Source organism: Sulfuricurvum sp., from assembly GCF_028713855.1.
GTDB lineage: Bacteria > Campylobacterota > Campylobacteria > Campylobacterales > Sulfurimonadaceae > Sulfuricurvum.
In genome coordinates this window covers 13,453-32,019 of sequence record NZ_JAQTNN010000015.1, presented here as the reverse complement: position 1 = coordinate 32,019, position 18,567 = coordinate 13,453, and the positions used below count along the sequence as shown (strand labels likewise).

The following is an 18,567-nucleotide window of genomic DNA, read 5'->3' as shown; positions in this document are numbered from 1 at the left end:
TTTGTTACACTGTCACAAATCGGAGGTATCGTAATGGACGTTTTTTTAGAAACCGCTTCAGCACTGAATGACGAAACCCGCATTAAACTCCTCGCATTTTTGGATACGCACGGAGCGTTATGCGTCTGCGATTTGCAGGAAAGTTTCGGGATGATCCAGTCACGTCTCTCTCGCCATCTGAAAATCCTCAAAGAGGGGGGATTTTTACGGGTAGATCGGTGCGGTACGTGGGCCTATTATTCCATTCGTTCCCCACTTGATCGCTTCCGAAGCGAAGCGTTGGCCGAAATCCGTTGTTTGGGAATTGAGCTCCCTCCACTTATTAAACTATCACAAACTGAAGGTTGTAAATTATGAAAAATGTTCTTATCCTCTGCACTGGCAATAGCTGTCGTTCTATTATGGGGGAAGCCCTTATTAATGCTAAAATGGGTGATTGTGTCAAAGCGTTTAGCTCCGGTGTAAAAGCAAGCGGTAAAGTGAATCCTCACGCGCAAGAGCTTTTGGAATCCAAAGGGTACTGGAGAGAAGAATATCACTCCAAAGTGATCGATACGGTTATCGATACTCCATTCGATCTCGTCGTCACCGTCTGCGATCACGCACACGAAACCTGCCCGATGTTCCCTAAAGCAGTGAAAACAATCCATGTAGCGTTCGAAGACCCAAGCGGCAAAGAGGTGGAAGAGTACGCTAAGACACTCGATCTGATCGAAGCAACACTTCTTCCGATTATTAAAACGGAGCTGTGCGACTGATGTGGCAAGAGAGCGTCAACGTCCTCATTTATGAATGGCTTAAAATGCCGCATGGAGAGAAACTCTCTGATGCCCTCAACTTTTTTATCTACGACACGGTAAAAATCCTCTTTTTGCTTACTGCGATTATCTTCGCTATCACCCTATTACGCTCCTACTTTTCGACCGAAAAGGTGCGCGTATACTTAAGTAAAAAGCATGAATTCACCGGAAATGTCCTTGCCGCACTGTTTGGGATCATTACCCCGTTTTGCTCGTGCTCGGCTATTCCGCTCTTTTTGGGCTTTTTACAGGCACGTATTCCGCTTGGAGTGACGTTTAGCTACCTCATCTCCGCACCGCTCAATAATGAAATCGCTATTGCGATGCTATTAACCATGTTCGGCTGGAAAGTGGCGGCACTCTACATCGGGTTTGGCTTACTCGTCGCTATTGTAGGCGGTATCGTTATCGGGCGGATGGAGCTGGAAAAAGAGGTACTTATCGAGGTAAAACCGATCAACGGAGAGATCACGGTAGATGAGCAAAAAATAGCCTTTAGCGTAAGACTAAAAGATGCAAAAGAATACACGCAAGACATCCTCTATAAAACATGGATATATGTCCTTGCCGGTGTCGGAGTGGGTGCTTTTATCCACGGATATGTCCCAACTGAGTTTATTGTTCGCGTAGCGGGAGCAGATAACATCTTTGCTGTCCCTCTCGCGACGCTGTTAGGCGTACCGATGTATTCCAATGCCGCAGGGGTTATGCCGCTCATTGAGGTGCTGACCTCCAAAGGGATGCTGATGGGGACGGCATTGTCGTTTATGATGGCGATCACCGCCCTCTCGCTGCCTGAGGCGATGATTCTCAAGCGAATCATGAGCCTAAAACTGATAGCGATCTTTTTCGGTACGGTGACACTGGGTATTATCGGTGTCGGGTATTTGTTTAACGCAATTTTATAATTTAATAGGAGTTAATATGAAAATCGAAATGATGAACCATACAGGCGGAGTCAAAGCTTTTCTTAGCGGTTTTAGTACCGAAGAATTAAGTGCGAAAATTGAGGCGTGTAAAACTGGAGAATGTACGTGTGAATGTGACCCTGCGATGATGCAAAAGATTGAATCAATTGATCTCGTTAGCGTTGATGGCGGTTCTACCATTACGATTACCGGAGATGTAAATGCCCAAACCCTCGCGCCGATGATGCAAGAATGCTTATTAGGAGAAAAACAATGAAAATCGAAATTTTAGGAACCGGATGTTCCAAATGCAAAGCTCTCGAAGAGGCAACGAAGCAAGCGGTAGCACAAAGCGGTAAATTCGCACAGATCGAAAAGGTCGAAGACATCATGAAGATCATGGAGTATGGCGTCATGAGTACCCCGGGGCTCGTGATCGATGGCAAGGTTGTCAGTACCGGCAAACTTCTCACGATAAACGAGATTAAAGAGTTGATCCAAGCACATTGATGGAAAGTTTTCTTTTAGGTCTGCTTGAATCACACGGTGCCCTTGTCTTTGCCGGAGCGTTCTGTATCGGCGCTCTCACTTCTCTCGCCCCCTGCTCCATCGTCTCGGTTCCTTTGTTAGTCGGAAGTGCGTTAGGGATGAGTTCACACCTCTCTCCTCGTGAGCGGGTACACTTTACCTATATTTTCGCATCGCTGTTTGCGCTGGGTGTGGCGGTAAGTTTCTCTATACTCGCCTATATGGTTGCCAAGATGGGATACTTTTTCTCGATCGCACCGCTGGAAGCGTACATCGCGGGGGGAATACTGGCCATCGCCATAGGTCTGTATTCGCTAGGAGTTTTACCTGAAGTGATCGACAAATCACGCTGGATGAGCCGACTTATCACGCTACGCTACGTAGGAGCGTTTTTGATCGGGATGCTCTTCGGTCTCGTCTCGACACCGTGTGCGTCTGCCCCTTTGGTAGCAATCATATCGGTTGCGGCTAACGCTCCTGAGTCGTATGCCTATGCTTTGGTACTCACGTTTGCATTGGGGCATTCATTACTTCTGCTAGCAGCGGGAGTATCGGTCGGATTTGCCCAAAACGTCGCGTCGAACTCAAAGATCGCTACTATCACCTCGTGGATGACGAGAATTTTTTCGTTTGCCCTGATTGGTATCGGGCTTTATTTTTTTACTTTAGCCTATCAACAACTCTAAAAGGATAACACCATGATCAAATTTTTATCCCTTCTCGCTCTGTGCGGTTCCCTATTTGCCGCCGAATTACAGCCGCGCCCGTATGCTCTTGTCAAACAAGAGATCGGAAAGGGTCAAGTCGTCATGGTCGAAGCGGGTTCAACCCGTTGTTCGTCATGCAAAGAGATGGGAGAACTTCTCTATCGTGAGATGGAGATTAACCCTAAGCGTAAAATCTTTTTCGTCAATGTCGGCGAAGAACGTGATGCCGCCCGTGAGATGAAAATCCAGATGATCCCCACACAGATTATTTATGACGGCAGCGGTAAAGAGATCGACCGCCATATCGGAGGATTAACGACCGATGCGCTCAAACAACTTTTAGCCAAGCATAAAATCTAAATGATTCAATTATTTAAAAACCTCTCATCCGACCAACGCCGTATCGGATTGGTCATTGCCCTCAATATCGCCATTGTCATCATCGAAAGCGCCGTCGGGGTTATCAGCGGTTCGCTCGCCCTCCTCTCGGATGCGTGGCACAACCTGAGTGACGTTCTCGCCCTAGTAGTCACAGCAATAGCTTTAGGATTAGGAACCCGTCCTGCAAACTCAGAAATGACCTTTGGATATATAAGATCAGAGATGATGGCGACCTTTATCAATGCCGGCTTTTTGTCGCTCCTGATGATTTGGGTTGCTGTTGAGGCGGTGGATCGACTGCTGCATCCCATGCCGGTGGACGGATGGCTCATGATGATTACTGCCGGTATTGCACTGATCATCAATACCGCCAGCGCGATAATTTTGGGGGGACACGCCCATGCGCATACCCATGAGGATGACGAAGCAGATGAAGCGGAGCACGATCTCAATGTCCGCGCGGCGTTTTGGCATATGGCAAGCGATGCGATTCTTTCCCTCGCCGTCGTATTGGGGGGAGGTGCGATGATCCTATGGGGGATACCGTGGATCGACTCGGTGTTATCCTTGGTATTTGCGGTGGTAATCCTGATCGCCAGCGGTAAGCTTCTGAAACGTTCCTTCGAAAGTCTGATGGATCATGCTGATCCAAAAATGGTTGGCAAACTCTCGCAGATTGTAATGAATCATCCGATGGTATGCCAGACCCACGATATCCATATGCATTGCCCCTCCAGCAAAGAGCGCTATTTTTCCGCCCATATCATCCTCGATGAAGCACTGAGTTTAAAAGAGGTAGAAGCCGTTATCGAAACCCTCCGCCATGATCTCTCCTATGCAGGAGCGACTCATATTTTACTTCAGCCGGAGACGGCAAAATATAATGGCAGTAATGAGCAGTGCAATGGGCATATTTGGCACAACCATTGACATGAAAAAAATGGATATACTTAACAATAATATTTATAAGGATCAGGCATGAAAACTGTCTTGCTTATTGTGCTTCTTACTTTTCCAATCTTTGCAGATAGTTTCGATGAGTATCTCAAACAGTTTGATTACAACGAGCGAACCGAAATGAAAATCAAAAGTCTCGAAGCGGTTGAACTCTATAAAATGGGGGAAGTGGAGTTTGTCGATATCCGCTTTAAAGAAGAGCAATCAACATGGGGATTCTCCTTTATGAAACATATTCCCCTCAATGAACTCCCGAATCGTTTAAATGAACTGGATAAGAACAAAACGATCGTCACCGTCTGCCCTCACTATGACCGTGCGGAAATGGCACGCATCTATCTAACACTGAAAGGCTATAAAAGCCGTTATCTGACCGATGGGTTACTGGGGCTTGCCGATTATTTGCGTGGGGATGAAGCCAAAGAGTTTGTCGAGGAAATGAAAAAGAAATAAAGGTTAGATTTGAACCGTTATAATCGCTACATGAAAATCACCTCTTTAAACCGTAACATCATAGCCCTCGGAGCCAATAGTTTCTTCACCGATTTCTCTACAGAAATGATCCTTCCCCTCTTGCCGATCTTTTTGGAGCGTTTTTTACATGCATCTAAAAGCGAAATCGGTCTGATCGAGGGGATGGCGGAGTTCGGGGTTGCAATGCTGATAGCCTTATCGGGTTTCTACTCGGATCGTCTCGGTAAGCGAAAAGGGATCACCGTATTCGGCTACGGCATGTCCAACCTCATCAAACCACTCGCATTTTTCGCCCAAAGCGCCACGATGATCGCTATGATACGGATCGGTGACCGTTTGGCAAAAGGAGTTCGTGTCGCTCCGCGTGATGCCCTCATAAGTGCCTATACCCCCAAAGAGATCAGCGGTTTTGTCTTCGGGTTTCACAAAATGATGGACGGTGCCGGAGCACTTGCAGGCTCGCTCACCGCATTTGGCGTCTTATGGTTCTGGGGGGAGAGTGAATCGTCATTCCGCACCGTTTTTGCCATCAGTCTGATACCGGGTCTAATATCCATGATGATCCTCATTTTTTTGGTTACCGACGTCCCCTTTACCCCCGTCTCAATCCGCCGATTTCGTCCGGAGGCACTCCCCGCACCGTTTTACTATCTGGTGGTATTTCAGAGCCTCTTTAGTCTTTTTGCAATGAACTACTCGTTTATGCTTCTCAAAGCCGAAAACAACGGTATCGCATTGGTCATGATCCCCCTCGCTTATGCCCTCTACAATCTCACCCAATCAGCGTTTGCCATACCGATCGGAAAAGCAGCCGACCGTTTCGGCAAACCGGTATTGCTATCCTTTATCTACCTAGCCTTTGGGTTGGGAGCGCTCGCTATGACTACAGGTTCAACTTTGGGCGTATGGCTCGGATTCGGCATTTACGGATTTTTTGCCGGAGGGTTTAACGCACTGGCCAAAGCCATCATCTCCGACACCGCTCCGCAAGAGCTCAAAGCAACCGCGTACGGAGTCTATTACACGGCGGTCGGAATCACAACCCTCATCTCTTTAACAGGTGCAGGATGGTTATGGGATCACTATGGAAGTAATATCCCTTTTATCATTGCATCCGCCTCGTCACTGGTTTTGGCGATCGCCCTCTTGTATATGCGTCGTCGTTTTACCCATTTATCTGCTATTTAAACACAACTTTGTTGTATCGATCATAGATCCATTCCGCAACTGCTTGACGTTCGTCATCTGAAAGTTTTCCTTTGAGCGAAGGCATTATTCCGAATTTTTCTATCGCCATCGGATGACACATACTGTACTGAACACTCGGATTTTGAATGTAGTCTTTAATAAACGCGACAATCACCTGCCGCTTAACATCATTATCATCATCAGCAATCAGGACATTCTCTTTAAGTCGATTCGAAACTTCAACCATCGGAGGTGCCTTCAATGAGCCTAAGTGCTTCATAACCTCTTGTTTTTCCATCATTTCGACATGGCATTGCATACAGTGTTTCTGATAAATACCGTAACCGTCCGCCCCCAAAAGTGTATATCCCATCATCGCTAAAATCCAAAATAGTTTCATTTATTCTCCCCTTTTGTACAACGTACCAAACGTTCATCATCTCTGTAATCAATCATTATTTTTCGTACACGCTCTTGCCAAAGTGTTCCAAACATATCGCGTTCACCCTGATCCGCCCGATTAGAGAGAATAAGCGGTAATAGCGCCCCAATCATTGGATCAGCAGGAACGAAAGAGGGATCATAATTCAACACAACACGTTCAAGAGTATCGGTTCGTTCCAATGCCATCTCACCCTCTATCTCTGCCTCGTAACTCAATAAATCACGCCGATCAAATTGTCCCCCTAAACCATGGAAACCGCCTTTTTCGGTTGCACCCGTAATCATCGAAGCGACATTGGCGATCACTCCTACGACACCATCACCTAGTTTACCCTTCATCAGAACTTTAATCTCGCCTCGAATAGGAGTTTTATCACCGTAAAGAGCCTTTAGCCCCTTTTGAATGATTAGATACGCACCTGCAACCGTAGGACAGGAGTGTCCTGCCAATTTCACCACCTCTTCGTAGTGATATTCCAAAATACCGTTCTCTGCCACCCCTAACACCTTCGCCAACGGATCAGCCATCGTGATTGGCGAAATAAGGTTAAAAAAATCGGGAGTTTTCATTTGTTGCCTTGCATAAATAAATTATTGAGATTATAAAGAAATAACGGATAATTTGACTTGACCGATATCAAGTGATACACTGTCGCAACACGTTATCCAAGGATGATCTTCGATGCTGCGCTCGATTCACGACTCATTAGAGCCTAAACTTGTTACCCTTTTTCGTCGCCAAGGCTACTCATGGTCTGATTTTAGTGCTGATACGATCGCCGGTCTGGCCGTTGCCATTGTCGCACTGCCACTCGCCATGGCAATCGCTATTGCTTCCAATCTCCCACCTGAACGAGGACTCTTTACCGCAATCGTTGCCGGTTTTTTGATTTCAGCACACGGAGGTAGTCGCTATCAAATTGGTGGTCCTACAGCCGCGTTTATCGTAACCGTTGCCACAGTTGCCATGAAACACGGTTACGAGGGATTGGTGCTCGCCACGTTAATGGCCGGAGGCATACTCATCATCATGGCTTTCTTCCGCGCAGGGGAGATGATTAAATTTATCCCCTACCCTGTCATCGTCGGGTTTACATCCGGGATCGCACTATTAATCGCCTTTTCACAGATACGAGATTTTTTCGGCCTTTCCATTACAACCGTCCCTCCCGATTTTCTCGATAAACTCACCGTTTATGTCACTCACTTGCATGAAACCAATTTTATCGCCATTCTTGTTGCGCTTACCTCTATCGGCATCATCCTCCTCACCAAACGCTATATCCCTAAAGTTCCGGGACCTATTGTCGTCGTGGTGCTCTCAGGGATGGCAGTTTGGGCATTGGGACTCCCAGTGGAGACGATCGAAAGCCGATTTGGGGCAATTCCCTCCATGCTACCGACCCCAGTATGGCCGACAATCACATTTGAAAAAATGCGTTTGCTTCTCCCCGATGCCATCACCATTGCCACCCTTGCCGCCATCGAATCGCTCTTATCGGCGGTAGTTGCTGACGGGATGAGCGGAACACGCCATAAATCAAATGCCGAACTCATGGGGCAGGGAATCGCCAATATCGCTTCCGCTATTTTCGGCGGCCTCCCCGCCACAGGAGCCATCGCCCGTACTGCCACCAATGTCAAAGCCGGTGCACGAACGCCGGTAGCTGGGATTATGCACGCAGTATGGCTATTTTTGTTTATGCTCTTACTCTCACCCTTAATTGTAAAAGTTCCTCTGGCGGCTTTGGCAGCTATTTTGATGGTCGTTGCATGGAATATGTCGGAACTAAAACACGTCCGAGAGATTATGCAGGCTCCTCGAAGCGATAGGATCGTCTTGATCGTTACCTTCTTGCTGACCGTCCTCGTCGATCTGAACTTCGCCATTCAAGCGGGGATTGCCCTTGCCTCGATCCTCTTTATCGATCAAATGATGAAAGCGACGCAAATACGCTCCGTGGAGAGTGAAGAGGATGATCCCGACTCAATCCACAATAAATCAATCCCAGAGGGTGTAGAGGTCTACGAGATCCAAGGCCCCCTCTTTTTCGGTGTTGCCGAAAAACTGGTAGATACCCTTTTACTTTTTGAAACCCCTCCTAAAATATTTATCCTGCGTATGCGATACGTCCCGCTCATTGATGCTGCAGGTTTGCATGCTCTCGAGATTTTACATGAACGTCTCACCCATAATCATACGGTATTATTACTCTCAGGAGTTAATCCTCAAGTGCGTCGCTTTATATCCCAATCCCATATCGATGAAAAAATCGGGGAAGAAAATATCGTCGATCACATCGACAAAGCAATCCTGCGGACAAATGAAATTTTAGGGCGAAAAAGCTAAAAAAGCCAATCGATGTTAATAATTCGATTGACAGCTCTGGATATCATAATTCAGTAACTCTTCAAACGTCGGTACCTGTACCGGCTTACTGCAAAGATACCCTTGGAAATAGCCGCATCCATGACGTTCTAAAAAATTAAACTGCTCAATCGTCTCAACCCCCTCCGCAATTACATCGAGATTAAAAATCGATGCTATCGAAAGGATCGTTTCGACCAATGCCGCATCATCTTTATCCGACATAATGTCACGAATAAAACTGCGATCAATTTTGAGCGTCGTAAACGGAAGCCGTTTGAGATATGCAAGCGATGAATACCCTGTACCGAAATCATCCATAGATAGACTGATTCCGGCCGTGCGAAGTCGATTCATTTTATTGATAACACTGTCCATTTTGTCAATAATCATCGATTCGGTAAGTTCAAGTTCAAGCATAGATGGGACAATTCCCGTTTCCGCAACAATACGGATCACTTTATCAACAAAATCACTCTGGCGAAACTGTACCGCACTGACATTAACCGCTATACGTTCAATATGCCATTTATTCATGTGAGCGGCTCGCCATTGTACAAACTGTGTACATGCTTCACGAAGCACCCATTCCCCAATAGAGACAATCAATCCGCTCTCTTCGGCAATATCGATAATTTCATCAGGCATCACCAATCCCATTTCAGGATGATTCCACCGTAATAATGCCTCTGCACCGACAATCCTTTTCGTCACAATTTCGAGCACTGGCTGATAATAAAGTTCCAATTCGCCATTTTTAATGGCATGACGCAGACCGTTTTCCAAAAAGAGCCGTTTCTTGATCCATTGATCCATCTTTTCCTGATAGAATCGGGTCGTATTTCTCCCCTCTTTTTTTGCTTGATACATTGCGGTATCAGCAAATTTTAGTAAATCATCCGCATTTTGATTATCAGAGTTAGCAATAGCAATTCCAATACTGGAACTGGTTATTATCGCTTCTGTCTGCCCTACATCAAATGGAATAGAAAGAGCATTATGGATTTTTTCAGCTACAGTCTCCGCACGCGTTGCTGCAACGTGAGGATTAGTTCCGAGTTCATTCAATAAAATAACAAACTCATCGCCGCCTAGACGAGCAACGGTATCCCCCTCTCGACAAATAGAGGTCAATCGTGATGCCGTTTCTATTAAAAGCAAGTCACCGATATGATGTCCCAAAGAATCATTTATACTTTTAAAATGATCCAAATCCAAAAACATTATTGCGATCAGATTATGATGGCGTCGATAGTGAGCTAATGACTGTTCGATCCGGTCTTTAAGCAGTATACGGTTAGGTATATCGGTCAGAGCATCAAAGTAAGCTTGATGTTTTATCTTTTCTTCGGCATTAATCCGTTCCGTAATATCGGTGACAATAGCGACACCGCCGATAATATTACGCTTAGTATCATACATCGGCGACGTACGTAACGTAATCCAAAGCTCAAGCTTTTTGATCATTGACGTATAGGGACCCTCATAGTATCCCTTATGCTCCCCGAATGGTGCACTTATTGCCTCATCTAAACACTTGTCGGGAAGTTTTTTCAAATCCAAACCGATCATATTTTCTTTGTTGATTTTCAATATTTGCATCATCTCAACATTTGAATCGATAACAATCAAATCACTGTCATAATAGAAAATACCGGCAGGTGCATCTTTAAAAATCGTTTCAAAACGCTCTTCGGAGAGATTCAAAGCTTGTGTTGCTTTTTCATGCAATATTTTAGATTTAAGAGCATTCATAATATTTTGATGTATTCGTCTAGCCGCACTGACCAAAAGAGCGAAGAATGCTATAACCAAAATACCCATCATTTGGTATTCCATACCACCGGTAAAAAACATCACACAAAACAAAGGAGCGAGAAGAAGTAATAAAAAAAGCACTGCTAACCCAAACAGTGAAGCCAACGTTCCCGATGCAATGGATGAAATTCCGGCAATCAGAAAAATGAGAAAAAATTGTTGAAGAACATTAGGCGATTCAAAAATAAAAAACGCCACACTACCCCACACCACTGCCGAACTCAACATCACATAGGCAAAATGCCTTTCCCATGTCCTCGTATCATGCTTTTCTGGATGAATACGGAAGATACGCAATAACCAAAGACGCCAAAGCAAGGTCAAAATAACTGCCAGGAACCATACAGTGGTTATTAAAAAAACTGGCGTTTGAAAAAACATATGCGCAATTATCACTCCTGCGAAAAAAAGAGGAAAAACCGACACAAATGATTGTTTATAAGCAATCCTAACTTGTTCAGTCCGGATTTGTTCTTTTTCACCCGTATCCAATTCCATTAAAAAATCTTTTTTTCTAAAAGTCATATCACAATCTACTTGATTTATAAAATATAAGAGGTAGGATAACGTAAGAGAGATGAAAAACAAATTCCGTTATGTTACAATTATAGAATGTATAAATTACTGCTGTTGATGTTTTGTTTTTTTACTCTAAATGGCTATGACTTGGCTGAAAACTATGAGTATGTTAATCACACGATTTATTCCAATGATCTGGTTCCCGATATTCCCAAAAAATTTGAACTTCTCCAAATTCCCACCGATAAGACTCAATACCGTATAGATGCTCAGGTCATTGCCAAAACATTTGAACTTAACGGATTTATACTCGATATTTCAAAAACCCGCTACGTCAACTTTACTCGCCATAGCCCTGTAGATTTCACCCCTATTAAACAACAACTTTCCGATTTGCTGAGAGAAAAATACCCTTCGATCCATATCGAAGGAATCACTATTACGCCGCGAGGCTATTTAGCTTCTTTAGGAAAAGAGACACGCGGTGTATTTGATTCAAGATTCTATCAAAATGCTGGCGGAACCTTTTATATTCTCGATCGTGAGGGCCTTAGACACTATCTCGATTACGCTGTTAATGCCTCTCTCGATGTTCTCCACACAAACCAAAAAGTTTTACGCAAAGAAAATCTGAACAATTCGAATACACAGCTCCAGAACATCCCGTTTAAATCATTTAGAGACACTCCCCTGACAGCCTTGCCTGATCACCCTTCACGATTTCGTTCCACGATCAAAGCTTCTCAACTTTTAACCGTCCGTAATGTCGAAGAAATTCCATTGGTTTTAAAAAATGCACAAGTAATCGTCGAGGTCCAAAATGAGTCAGTTATTGTGGAGTTTGGGGCTACTGCAACACAAGAAGGGTTACTCTATGATATTATTACGATCCAAAAAAGTGACGGCAAGCGTGTCAAAGCCAAAGTAATCGGAGAAAATCGGGTGGAATTACAATGAAAATCGTCGTAGGGATCAGCGGAGCAAGCGGTGCAGCGTTGGGTCTAAAACTCGTACGCGCACTCCCTTCTAATGTGCAAAAACACCTCATTGTATCTGATCATGCCAATATCGTTTTAGAAAAAGAAGAGAATCTTACCCTTCATAAAAACGACGAAATCTGGGCTTCCGTAGCATCAGGCTCGTATGGCGCCGATGCGATGATCATCACTCCCTGCAGTATGAATACCCTCGCTAAAATTGCCTGCGGGATTGCCGACAACCTCATTACCCGTGCCGCTGCGGTGATGATTAAAGAACGCCGCACCTTAGTCCTCGCTCCACGTGAAATACCATTTTCACCGATTGCCTTGGAGAATATGCACAAGCTCTCGATGATGGGAGTTATTATTGCCCCGCCGGTATTAGCATACTACGGGGATCAAGAAGACCTTGAATCAATGGAAAACTTTATGATCGGCAAATGGTTCGATCTTCTCGGAATCGAGAATAATCTTTATAAACGATGGAATCCTGATGCATAAAATTGCTCTTTATCCAGGGACATTCGACCCTATAACCAACGGCCATTTTGATATTATTGAACGGGGTATCAAACTCTTTGATGACGTAATTATTGCCGTTGCCGATTCTCAGGAAAAAAAGCCTATGTTTACTTTGGATGAGCGTGTCGAGATGGTTAAACTGGCGGTCAAAGACTTAGAACGAGTACAGGTTGTCGGATTTGACAACCTTACGGTTGAACTTGCCAATGCACTCGGTGCAACTGTCCTTATACGTGGTCTTCGGGCGGTAAGCGACTTTGAATTTGAACTGCAACTTGGCTATCTCAACAACTCACTCGATCCGAACATCGAAACCGTTTATCTGATGCCGAAACTCAAACACGCTTTTATCAGTTCGTCTATTGTTCGAAATCTGCTTAAGTTCAATGGCAAAACGGTCCATCTTCTTCCAACGGCTGTCCAAAATGTTATCGGGAGCATGAAATCATGTACGTTGCAATAGAGGGGATCGATACTGCCGGAAAAAGCACTCAGATCGAAGCATTACGTTCCCTTTTCCCGGATGCTTTGATTACAAAAGAACCGGGCGGTACACCGACAGGTGTTGAAATCCGGAACATGGTACTCTTTGGCAATCTCAAAAGCAAAATGGCCGAGATTTTGCTCTTTTTAGCCGATCGTGCCGAGCATACCGAATCGGTAATATTACCCAATATGAACAAGCTTATCATTAGTGACCGCTCCGCTGTATCGGGTATGGCGTACGCAAGCGTCCAAGATCTGTGTGACGAAGCAACACTGGTTATGCTCAACCGTCTCGCCACCGGAGGAACGTTGCCCGACACCGTATTTATTTTAAAGCTCACCCCCGAAGAGTTAGGCTATCGTCTAAGCCAAAAAGAGCACGATGTTATCGAATCACGGGGAATTGATTACCTCCTTAGTATCCAAGATGCTCTCATCGCTTCGGCGTATGCACTCGGAATCCAAACGCATGTAATCGATGCGACACAATCTATCGATACAATTACCAATGAAATTACCACCCTTATCAAAGGAGCCTTATGATCCAATCTTTGCGCGGAATGAACGATATCCTCTCCGAGGAGTATGAGCGTTTTGAATACTTTTTAACCACCGCTTCCACTATCGCCAAGCGATACGGGTTTCATTACATCGAAACTCCCCTACTCGAAGAAACGGCATTGTTCAAACGTTCCGTCGGCGAATCCAGCGACATTGTCGGCAAAGAGATGTATCAATTCATCGATAAAGGTGAGAATGATGTTTGTTTACGCCCTGAAGGAACTGCCGGAGTTGTCCGCGCATTCGTTCAGCACAAATTGGACAAAAAAGGCGGTATTCACCGTTTCTACTATAACGGACCGATGTTTCGCTATGAGCGTCCCCAAAAAGGCCGGCTAAGGGAGTTCCATCAATTTGGGGTTGAGAGTTTCGGTGTAGACTCTGTTTATGAAGATGCGCTGATGATCATGATGGTAGCTGATATCCTAAAAGCACTGGGAATCGGATACCGCCTTAAACTCAACTCTCTCGGAGATCAAAACTGTATGCCAGCCTACCGTGAACAGCTCGTCGGCTTTATCGAGAGCTGCGGTGATGCGATTTGTGGTGACTGTGAACGACGTAAACTTACCAACCCTATCCGCGTGTTGGATTGTAAAAATGAAGCCTGCCAAATCTTGTACATCAATGCTCCAAAACTTATCCACCACCTATGCGAAGGGTGTCAAAGCGATTTTGATACCCTTAAAACGATTTTAGATCAACACGACATCGCGTATGAGATCGATACGAATCTCGTACGGGGATTGGATTACTATTCCAAAACTGCCTTCGAATTCGTCAGTGATAACATCGGGAGCCAAAGCGCTATCGCCGGCGGCGGACGCTATGATCGTCTGATCGAGTTTCTGGACGGTAAACCGACTCCTGCCGTCGGATTTGCCTTGGGGATTGAGCGTTTGATGGAACTCATCGTGATGCCTGAAACGGTACGCGAGGGATACTATCTGGGCGCAATGGATGCCCAAGCCGTTACCCCTATCCTTTTGTGCGCTGAAAAAATCCGCCGTACCCAAAAGGCAGTCGTTGAATACGAACCTAGATCACTCAAAGCGCACCTCAAGGGTGCTGATCGTATCAATGCCCGCTATTGCGCCGTTATCGGTGAAAACGAGCTGGCTCAAAACACGATTTGGATCAAAGATTTGGTGGAAAAAACCGAATCGGTGATCCCGATGAACGAACTATTATCTCTATTAGCCCTATAAAGGATCAACATGCAAAACTATGGTATAGATATTTGGGGTGAAAACAACTTTATGATCGATCAGGGGATGGTTAAAGTTAACTATAAAAGTTCCCCCTCATTGATTGAAATCAGCCAAAAAATACGTAAAACCAACCTTCGCGGGCCATTAATCTTGCGTTTCCCCCATTTGATCGGAAAACAAATCGATCTTTTGTATTCTAATTTTCATCGCGCTATCTTTGAAAACGATTACACCGGAAAATTCCGGGCAGTATTTCCGCTTAAAGTAAATCAATTTCCTGAAGCGGTCGATGCAATCGTCGAACACGGCGAACGATACGGATATGGCTTGGAAGCCGGTTCTAAAGCCGAGCTTGCCATTGCTATGGCAAAAACAGCTATCGGTTCACCCATTACCGTCAACGGATTTAAAGATGAAGAGATGGTACGACTCGGATTTATGGCAGCCCAAATGGGTCATGACATTACCATCACGATCGAAGGTCTCGGCGAGCTTGAATGGATTATCGATGTAGCCCAATCATGTAATCTCAAAATACCGAATATCGGAATCCGTATCCGTCTCCAATCCGAAGGAAGCGGTATCTGGGCAAAAAGCAGCGGATTAGGTTCTAAATTCGGTCTAACATCAACCGAGCTTATCGAAGCAATGAACATGCTCCAAGAAAACAACCTCGTCGATCATTTCAGTATGATCCATTTCCATGTCGGTTCACAAATGCAGGATATCTCTACTCTAAAACGGGTTTTGCGTGAAGCGGGAAATATTTACGCCGAACTCAAAAAGATGGGAGCAGATAACCTCGGAGCGATCAATATCGGTGGGGGACTTGCGGTTGAATATTCTCAACATACGTCAAATCGGATGCGTAACTATACACTCGAAGAGTTCTCCAACAGTGTTGTTTTCCTTCTTCGTGAGATCATGAATGCAAAAGGGGTTGATCATCCTGATATTTATACCGAATCAGGCCGTTTTGTTGTTGCATCCCACTCCGTTTTGATCGCGCCGGTACTTGAGCTTTTTTCACACGACTATCAAGCAAAATCGCTCAAACTCAAAGAGAATAATCCGCCTCTCATCGAAGAGCTGCGTGAATTAAATTCGCTGCTCTCACCGCGTACCTGCATCGAGTACATGCATGATGCGTTGGATCACATGGAGTCATTGCTTACTTTGTTTAATTTGGGGCACATTGACTTGCAAGATCGTTCCAATGCAGAAATTTTAGTGCATCAGATTATCAAAAAATCGCTCTATCTTTCCCAAGACAACCCTATGCCTGAAATCGAACGTCTGCAAGTGAAGCTCCAAGAACGCTATCTGATCAACAGTTCTATCTTCCAAAGTATCCCCGATTACTGGGGATTACAGCAGCAGTTTCCGATTATGCCGCTTGATCGTCTCGATGTCCCAGCCATCCGTGCGGCAAGCTTGTGGGATATTACCTGTGACAGTGACGGCGAGATCCGCTTCAAACCTGAGGCTCCTCTTTATCTGCACGATATTGATTTGGACGAAGAGGAATACTTTCTTGCCTTTTTCAACGTCGGTGCTTATCAAGAGACATTAGGGATGAACCACAATCTCTTCACCCACCCGAGTGAATGTACCATCTTAATCAGTGATACCGGATATGAAATTGAAAATTTCACAGAGTCCGATAACATTCTCAATATCCTCGAAGATATCGGCTATGACGCTTCTAAACTTCTGACAAACCTTAAAAATAAACTTGCCGTGAGTGATTTTAGGACAGAAGAAGAAAAAAGTGATACACTTCAAAAACTCGAAATGTACCTGTACCAAAACGGGTACTTGCGAACCACACGATAAGGATTGAATTTGGGACTTTTTTCTGAAATTGCCGAAGATTTTTCGAACGTTTACAAGAATGATCCCGCTATCAGTTCTCGCATCGAACTCTTTTTCAACTATCCGGGTGTGTGGGCCATTTTTTGGTACCGTATCTCCAACCGACTCTATCGAAACGGCTTTCGTGCCGTTGCCCGCATATTGATGGGTATAAATCAGCTTTTCACCAACATTGATATCCATCCGGGAGCTACGATCGGTCGACGTGTCTTTATCGACCATGGCTTCGGCGTTGTCATCGGACAGACAACCGTGATCGAGGATGATGTACTCATTTATCAAGGGGTTACCCTTGGAGGGGTGAGCCTTGTCGCCGGTAAACGTCACCCTACGATCAAAAGCGGTGTTGTTATCGGTGCAGGGGCAAAAGTTTTAGGGAATATTACAATCGGAGCCAACTCTAAAATCGGAGCCAACTCCGTCGTCGTACGCGAAGTACCTGACAACAGCACCGCGATCGGTATCCCCGCCCACGTCATCCAAAAAGGGCGAGATAAAGACCCGTTCAGTCATAACAAACTTCCCGATATCAACAAAGAGATGTTTGAATATCTCCTCCGCCGAGTCGCCGTATTGGAACACTATATGGTGCAGGACAACACAGAAATCCTCGAACAAGATTTACAGCTCGAAAACATCTATGAATCATTTATCAAGGCAATGAAAAATTGATCTCTAAAATCGCTTTTTTTTGTAGCTTGATCATTATCTCTACACTCGCATTTCTCCCTGATTATTCGGGGCTTCCTCCAATTGCTTCTTTCAGTGACAGACTCAATCATGCAGCCGCATTTACAGTATTACTATTACTCTATCGTTTTGCTTTTATCCATACGATACAGCGTATTGTAGTGTCTATGCTTTTCTATGCACTCTTTATCGAAACGGTTCAATCTTTTTTACCGACACGAACGGCATCTATTGAAGATATTTTTGCAGATAGTATCGGATTAATGTTAGGGATAGTACTAAGTCGATTGATAGAAAAAAAGCGCCCCGTAATGGGGCGAGAAGGTATTAATTAAAAAAGTCCTGAAAGTGATTTTCCCAATGCTTCCTGTAACACCGGCTGCGCTTCCGCAAAATCGAGATTTACTTTATTTGCCGTGCTCACAACACGCGTACGATACGTTTTCCACTCTACTTTGCCACCTTGAATATCTTGTTTGACCTTAGTGGAAGTTCCTTGTTTAATATTCGCCGCTTGTGTCTGCGTTACTACTTCCCCTGCTAACGGGCGCTCACGAATCTGTACATCGGTAATCATACTAAAATAGGTATCATCTACCAATGCATCACCGATAAATCCAAGTGCCGCACCGGCAAGACCAACCGCAGCAGCATCTCTATTCCCGCCGTTAAATGCGTATCCTGTCGCAACACCTACAGCAGCTCCTGAGACAGCTCCGCCAAATCCGCTGGACAATGCACCCTGTGCTTCGCGAAGATCAGTTTTACCCACTTGGAGTACATTCACTTGCAACATAAAGTTGGCTTTTTGCGGACTATTGGTAATGGTATACCCTTGTGCTTGAAGGGCAGTGATGATAGGTGCTTTGACATTGATATCTTTATCGGATGTATTACGAACATCAATAAAAATTATTTTTTTCTCCGCTTCTGTCGGTTCTAAAAAGATCGTTTCCGACATTTTGGTCTGTACATCAAGATTACGTTTTTTGATCGCCGTATGAGCTGCCCCACATCCGGTAAATTGAATCGCGACCATGCTGAACATCCCTGCCAGCAAAAGCGATTTTGCAATAGTTTTTAATTCCATTCTCATATCCTCCGTTGTTAATACAATTTATTGTAAACAAACTCGCCTTAAATAAGGATA

23 protein-coding genes are annotated in these 18,567 nt (G+C 44.8%); 19 read left to right on the top strand and 4 right to left on the bottom strand.

Going from position 1 to position 18,567, the window contains the following annotated elements:
• The first annotated feature begins 33 nt into the window (after window positions 1–33).
• From PHI47_RS12310 to PHI47_RS12265, 10 genes are read left to right on the top strand one after another with little or no spacing between them, the layout of a single operon-like run.
• Window positions 34–357 (top strand): metalloregulator ArsR/SmtB family transcription factor, encoded by a 324-nt coding sequence (locus tag PHI47_RS12310; protein WP_299937868.1) that lies wholly within the window; start codon window positions 34–36, stop codon window positions 355–357.
• Window positions 354–758: an arsenate reductase ArsC gene (locus PHI47_RS12305; RefSeq protein WP_299937865.1), complete on the top strand. Its 405-nt coding sequence runs from the start codon at window positions 354–356 to the stop codon at window positions 756–758. The genes PHI47_RS12310 and PHI47_RS12305 overlap by 4 nt, the downstream gene beginning before the upstream one ends.
• Window positions 758–1,708 carry a permease gene (locus tag PHI47_RS12300; RefSeq protein ID WP_299937964.1) on the top strand — a complete coding sequence of 317 codons (951 nt, stop codon included), beginning with the start codon at window positions 758–760 and terminating at the stop codon, window positions 1,706–1,708. The genes PHI47_RS12305 and PHI47_RS12300 overlap by 1 nt, the downstream gene beginning before the upstream one ends.
• Window positions 1,709–1,724: 16 nt before the next feature.
• Window positions 1,725–1,985, top strand: coding sequence for a hypothetical protein (locus PHI47_RS12295; RefSeq protein ID WP_299937862.1), 261 nt, complete (start codon window positions 1,725–1,727; stop codon window positions 1,983–1,985).
• On the top strand, window positions 1,982–2,218 hold the full coding sequence (locus PHI47_RS12290) for a thioredoxin family protein (RefSeq protein ID WP_299937860.1): 237 nt from the start codon (window positions 1,982–1,984) through the stop codon (window positions 2,216–2,218). Before PHI47_RS12295 ends, PHI47_RS12290 begins: the two co-directional genes overlap by 4 nt.
• Window positions 2,218–2,922, top strand: coding sequence for a cytochrome c biogenesis protein CcdA (locus PHI47_RS12285; protein ID WP_299937857.1), 705 nt, complete (start codon window positions 2,218–2,220; stop codon window positions 2,920–2,922). Before PHI47_RS12290 ends, PHI47_RS12285 begins: the two co-directional genes overlap by 1 nt.
• A gap of 12 nt (window positions 2,923–2,934) precedes the next feature.
• Window positions 2,935–3,303 carry a thioredoxin family protein gene (locus PHI47_RS12280; protein ID WP_299937854.1) on the top strand — a complete coding sequence of 123 codons (369 nt, stop codon included), beginning with the start codon at window positions 2,935–2,937 and terminating at the stop codon, window positions 3,301–3,303.
• A complete protein-coding gene (locus tag PHI47_RS12275) occupies window positions 3,304–4,254 on the top strand; it encodes a cation diffusion facilitator family transporter (RefSeq protein ID WP_299937852.1) in 951 nt (316 codons plus the stop codon). It abuts the gene before it with no gap.
• Between the two features lie 48 nt (window positions 4,255–4,302).
• On the top strand, window positions 4,303–4,734 hold the full coding sequence (locus tag PHI47_RS12270; RefSeq protein WP_299937850.1) for a rhodanese-like domain-containing protein: 432 nt from the start codon (window positions 4,303–4,305) through the stop codon (window positions 4,732–4,734).
• Window positions 4,735–4,764: 30 nt separating this feature from the next.
• Window positions 4,765–5,943, top strand: a complete 1,179-nt coding sequence (locus PHI47_RS12265) for an MFS transporter (protein ID WP_299937847.1) — start codon at window positions 4,765–4,767, stop codon at window positions 5,941–5,943.
• Here the strand turns inward: PHI47_RS12265 and PHI47_RS12260 are convergent.
• Complete coding sequence (locus PHI47_RS12260; RefSeq protein ID WP_299937844.1) at window positions 5,936–6,343, bottom strand: cytochrome c; 408 nt, start codon at window positions 6,341–6,343, stop codon at window positions 5,936–5,938. The genes PHI47_RS12265 and PHI47_RS12260 overlap by 8 nt on opposite strands.
• Window positions 6,340–6,957, bottom strand: coding sequence for a hypothetical protein (locus PHI47_RS12255; RefSeq protein WP_299937843.1), 618 nt, complete (start codon window positions 6,955–6,957; stop codon window positions 6,340–6,342). The genes PHI47_RS12260 and PHI47_RS12255 overlap by 4 nt, the downstream gene beginning before the upstream one ends.
• Window positions 6,958–7,069: 112 nt before the next feature.
• On the opposite strand from PHI47_RS12255, the gene sulP reads away from it, so the two are divergent.
• A complete protein-coding gene (sulP, locus tag PHI47_RS12250) occupies window positions 7,070–8,737 on the top strand; it encodes a SulP family inorganic anion transporter (protein ID WP_299937841.1) in 1,668 nt (555 codons plus the stop codon).
• A gap of 15 nt (window positions 8,738–8,752) precedes the next feature.
• Here the strand turns inward: sulP and PHI47_RS12245 are convergent, their stop codons facing one another.
• Window positions 8,753–10,771 (bottom strand): EAL domain-containing protein, encoded by a 2,019-nt coding sequence (locus tag PHI47_RS12245; RefSeq protein WP_299937839.1) that lies wholly within the window; start codon window positions 10,769–10,771, stop codon window positions 8,753–8,755.
• Between the two features lie 414 nt (window positions 10,772–11,185).
• Here PHI47_RS12245 and flgA point away from each other — a divergent pair, with 414 nt between their 5' ends.
• The 8 genes from flgA to PHI47_RS12205 are packed head-to-tail and all read left to right on the top strand — an operon-like array spanning window position 11,186 to window position 17,752.
• A complete protein-coding gene (gene flgA / locus PHI47_RS12240) occupies window positions 11,186–12,049 on the top strand; it encodes a flagellar basal body P-ring formation chaperone FlgA (protein ID WP_299937837.1) in 864 nt (287 codons plus the stop codon).
• The gene (locus tag PHI47_RS12235) at window positions 12,046–12,573 is read left to right on the top strand and encodes a UbiX family flavin prenyltransferase (protein ID WP_299937835.1); all 528 of its coding nucleotides are present in this window, start codon (window positions 12,046–12,048) and stop codon (window positions 12,571–12,573) included. Before flgA ends, PHI47_RS12235 begins: the two co-directional genes overlap by 4 nt.
• Complete coding sequence (gene coaD / locus PHI47_RS12230; protein WP_299937832.1) at window positions 12,566–13,057, top strand: pantetheine-phosphate adenylyltransferase; 492 nt, start codon at window positions 12,566–12,568, stop codon at window positions 13,055–13,057. Before PHI47_RS12235 ends, coaD begins: the two co-directional genes overlap by 8 nt.
• Complete coding sequence (tmk, locus tag PHI47_RS12225) at window positions 13,042–13,623, top strand: dTMP kinase (protein WP_299937829.1); 582 nt, start codon at window positions 13,042–13,044, stop codon at window positions 13,621–13,623. The genes coaD and tmk overlap by 16 nt, the downstream gene beginning before the upstream one ends.
• Complete coding sequence (hisS, locus tag PHI47_RS12220) at window positions 13,620–14,849, top strand: histidine--tRNA ligase (RefSeq protein WP_299937826.1); 1,230 nt, start codon at window positions 13,620–13,622, stop codon at window positions 14,847–14,849. Before tmk ends, hisS begins: the two co-directional genes overlap by 4 nt.
• Before the next feature lie 9 nt (window positions 14,850–14,858).
• Window positions 14,859–16,688: a biosynthetic arginine decarboxylase gene (gene speA, locus PHI47_RS12215; RefSeq protein WP_299937824.1), complete on the top strand. Its 1,830-nt coding sequence runs from the start codon at window positions 14,859–14,861 to the stop codon at window positions 16,686–16,688.
• A gap of 9 nt (window positions 16,689–16,697) precedes the next feature.
• Window positions 16,698–17,399 carry a serine O-acetyltransferase gene (gene cysE / locus PHI47_RS12210; protein WP_299937821.1) on the top strand — a complete coding sequence of 234 codons (702 nt, stop codon included), beginning with the start codon at window positions 16,698–16,700 and terminating at the stop codon, window positions 17,397–17,399.
• Window positions 17,396–17,752, top strand: coding sequence for a VanZ family protein (locus tag PHI47_RS12205; RefSeq protein ID WP_299937819.1), 357 nt, complete (start codon window positions 17,396–17,398; stop codon window positions 17,750–17,752). The genes cysE and PHI47_RS12205 overlap by 4 nt, the downstream gene beginning before the upstream one ends.
• Here the strand turns inward: PHI47_RS12205 and PHI47_RS12200 are convergent.
• On the bottom strand, window positions 17,749–18,507 hold the full coding sequence (locus PHI47_RS12200) for a complement resistance protein TraT (RefSeq protein WP_299937817.1): 759 nt from the start codon (window positions 18,505–18,507) through the stop codon (window positions 17,749–17,751). The two genes, PHI47_RS12205 and PHI47_RS12200, sit on opposite strands and share 4 nt — an antisense overlap.
• Window positions 18,508–18,567: the final 60 nt, after the last annotated feature.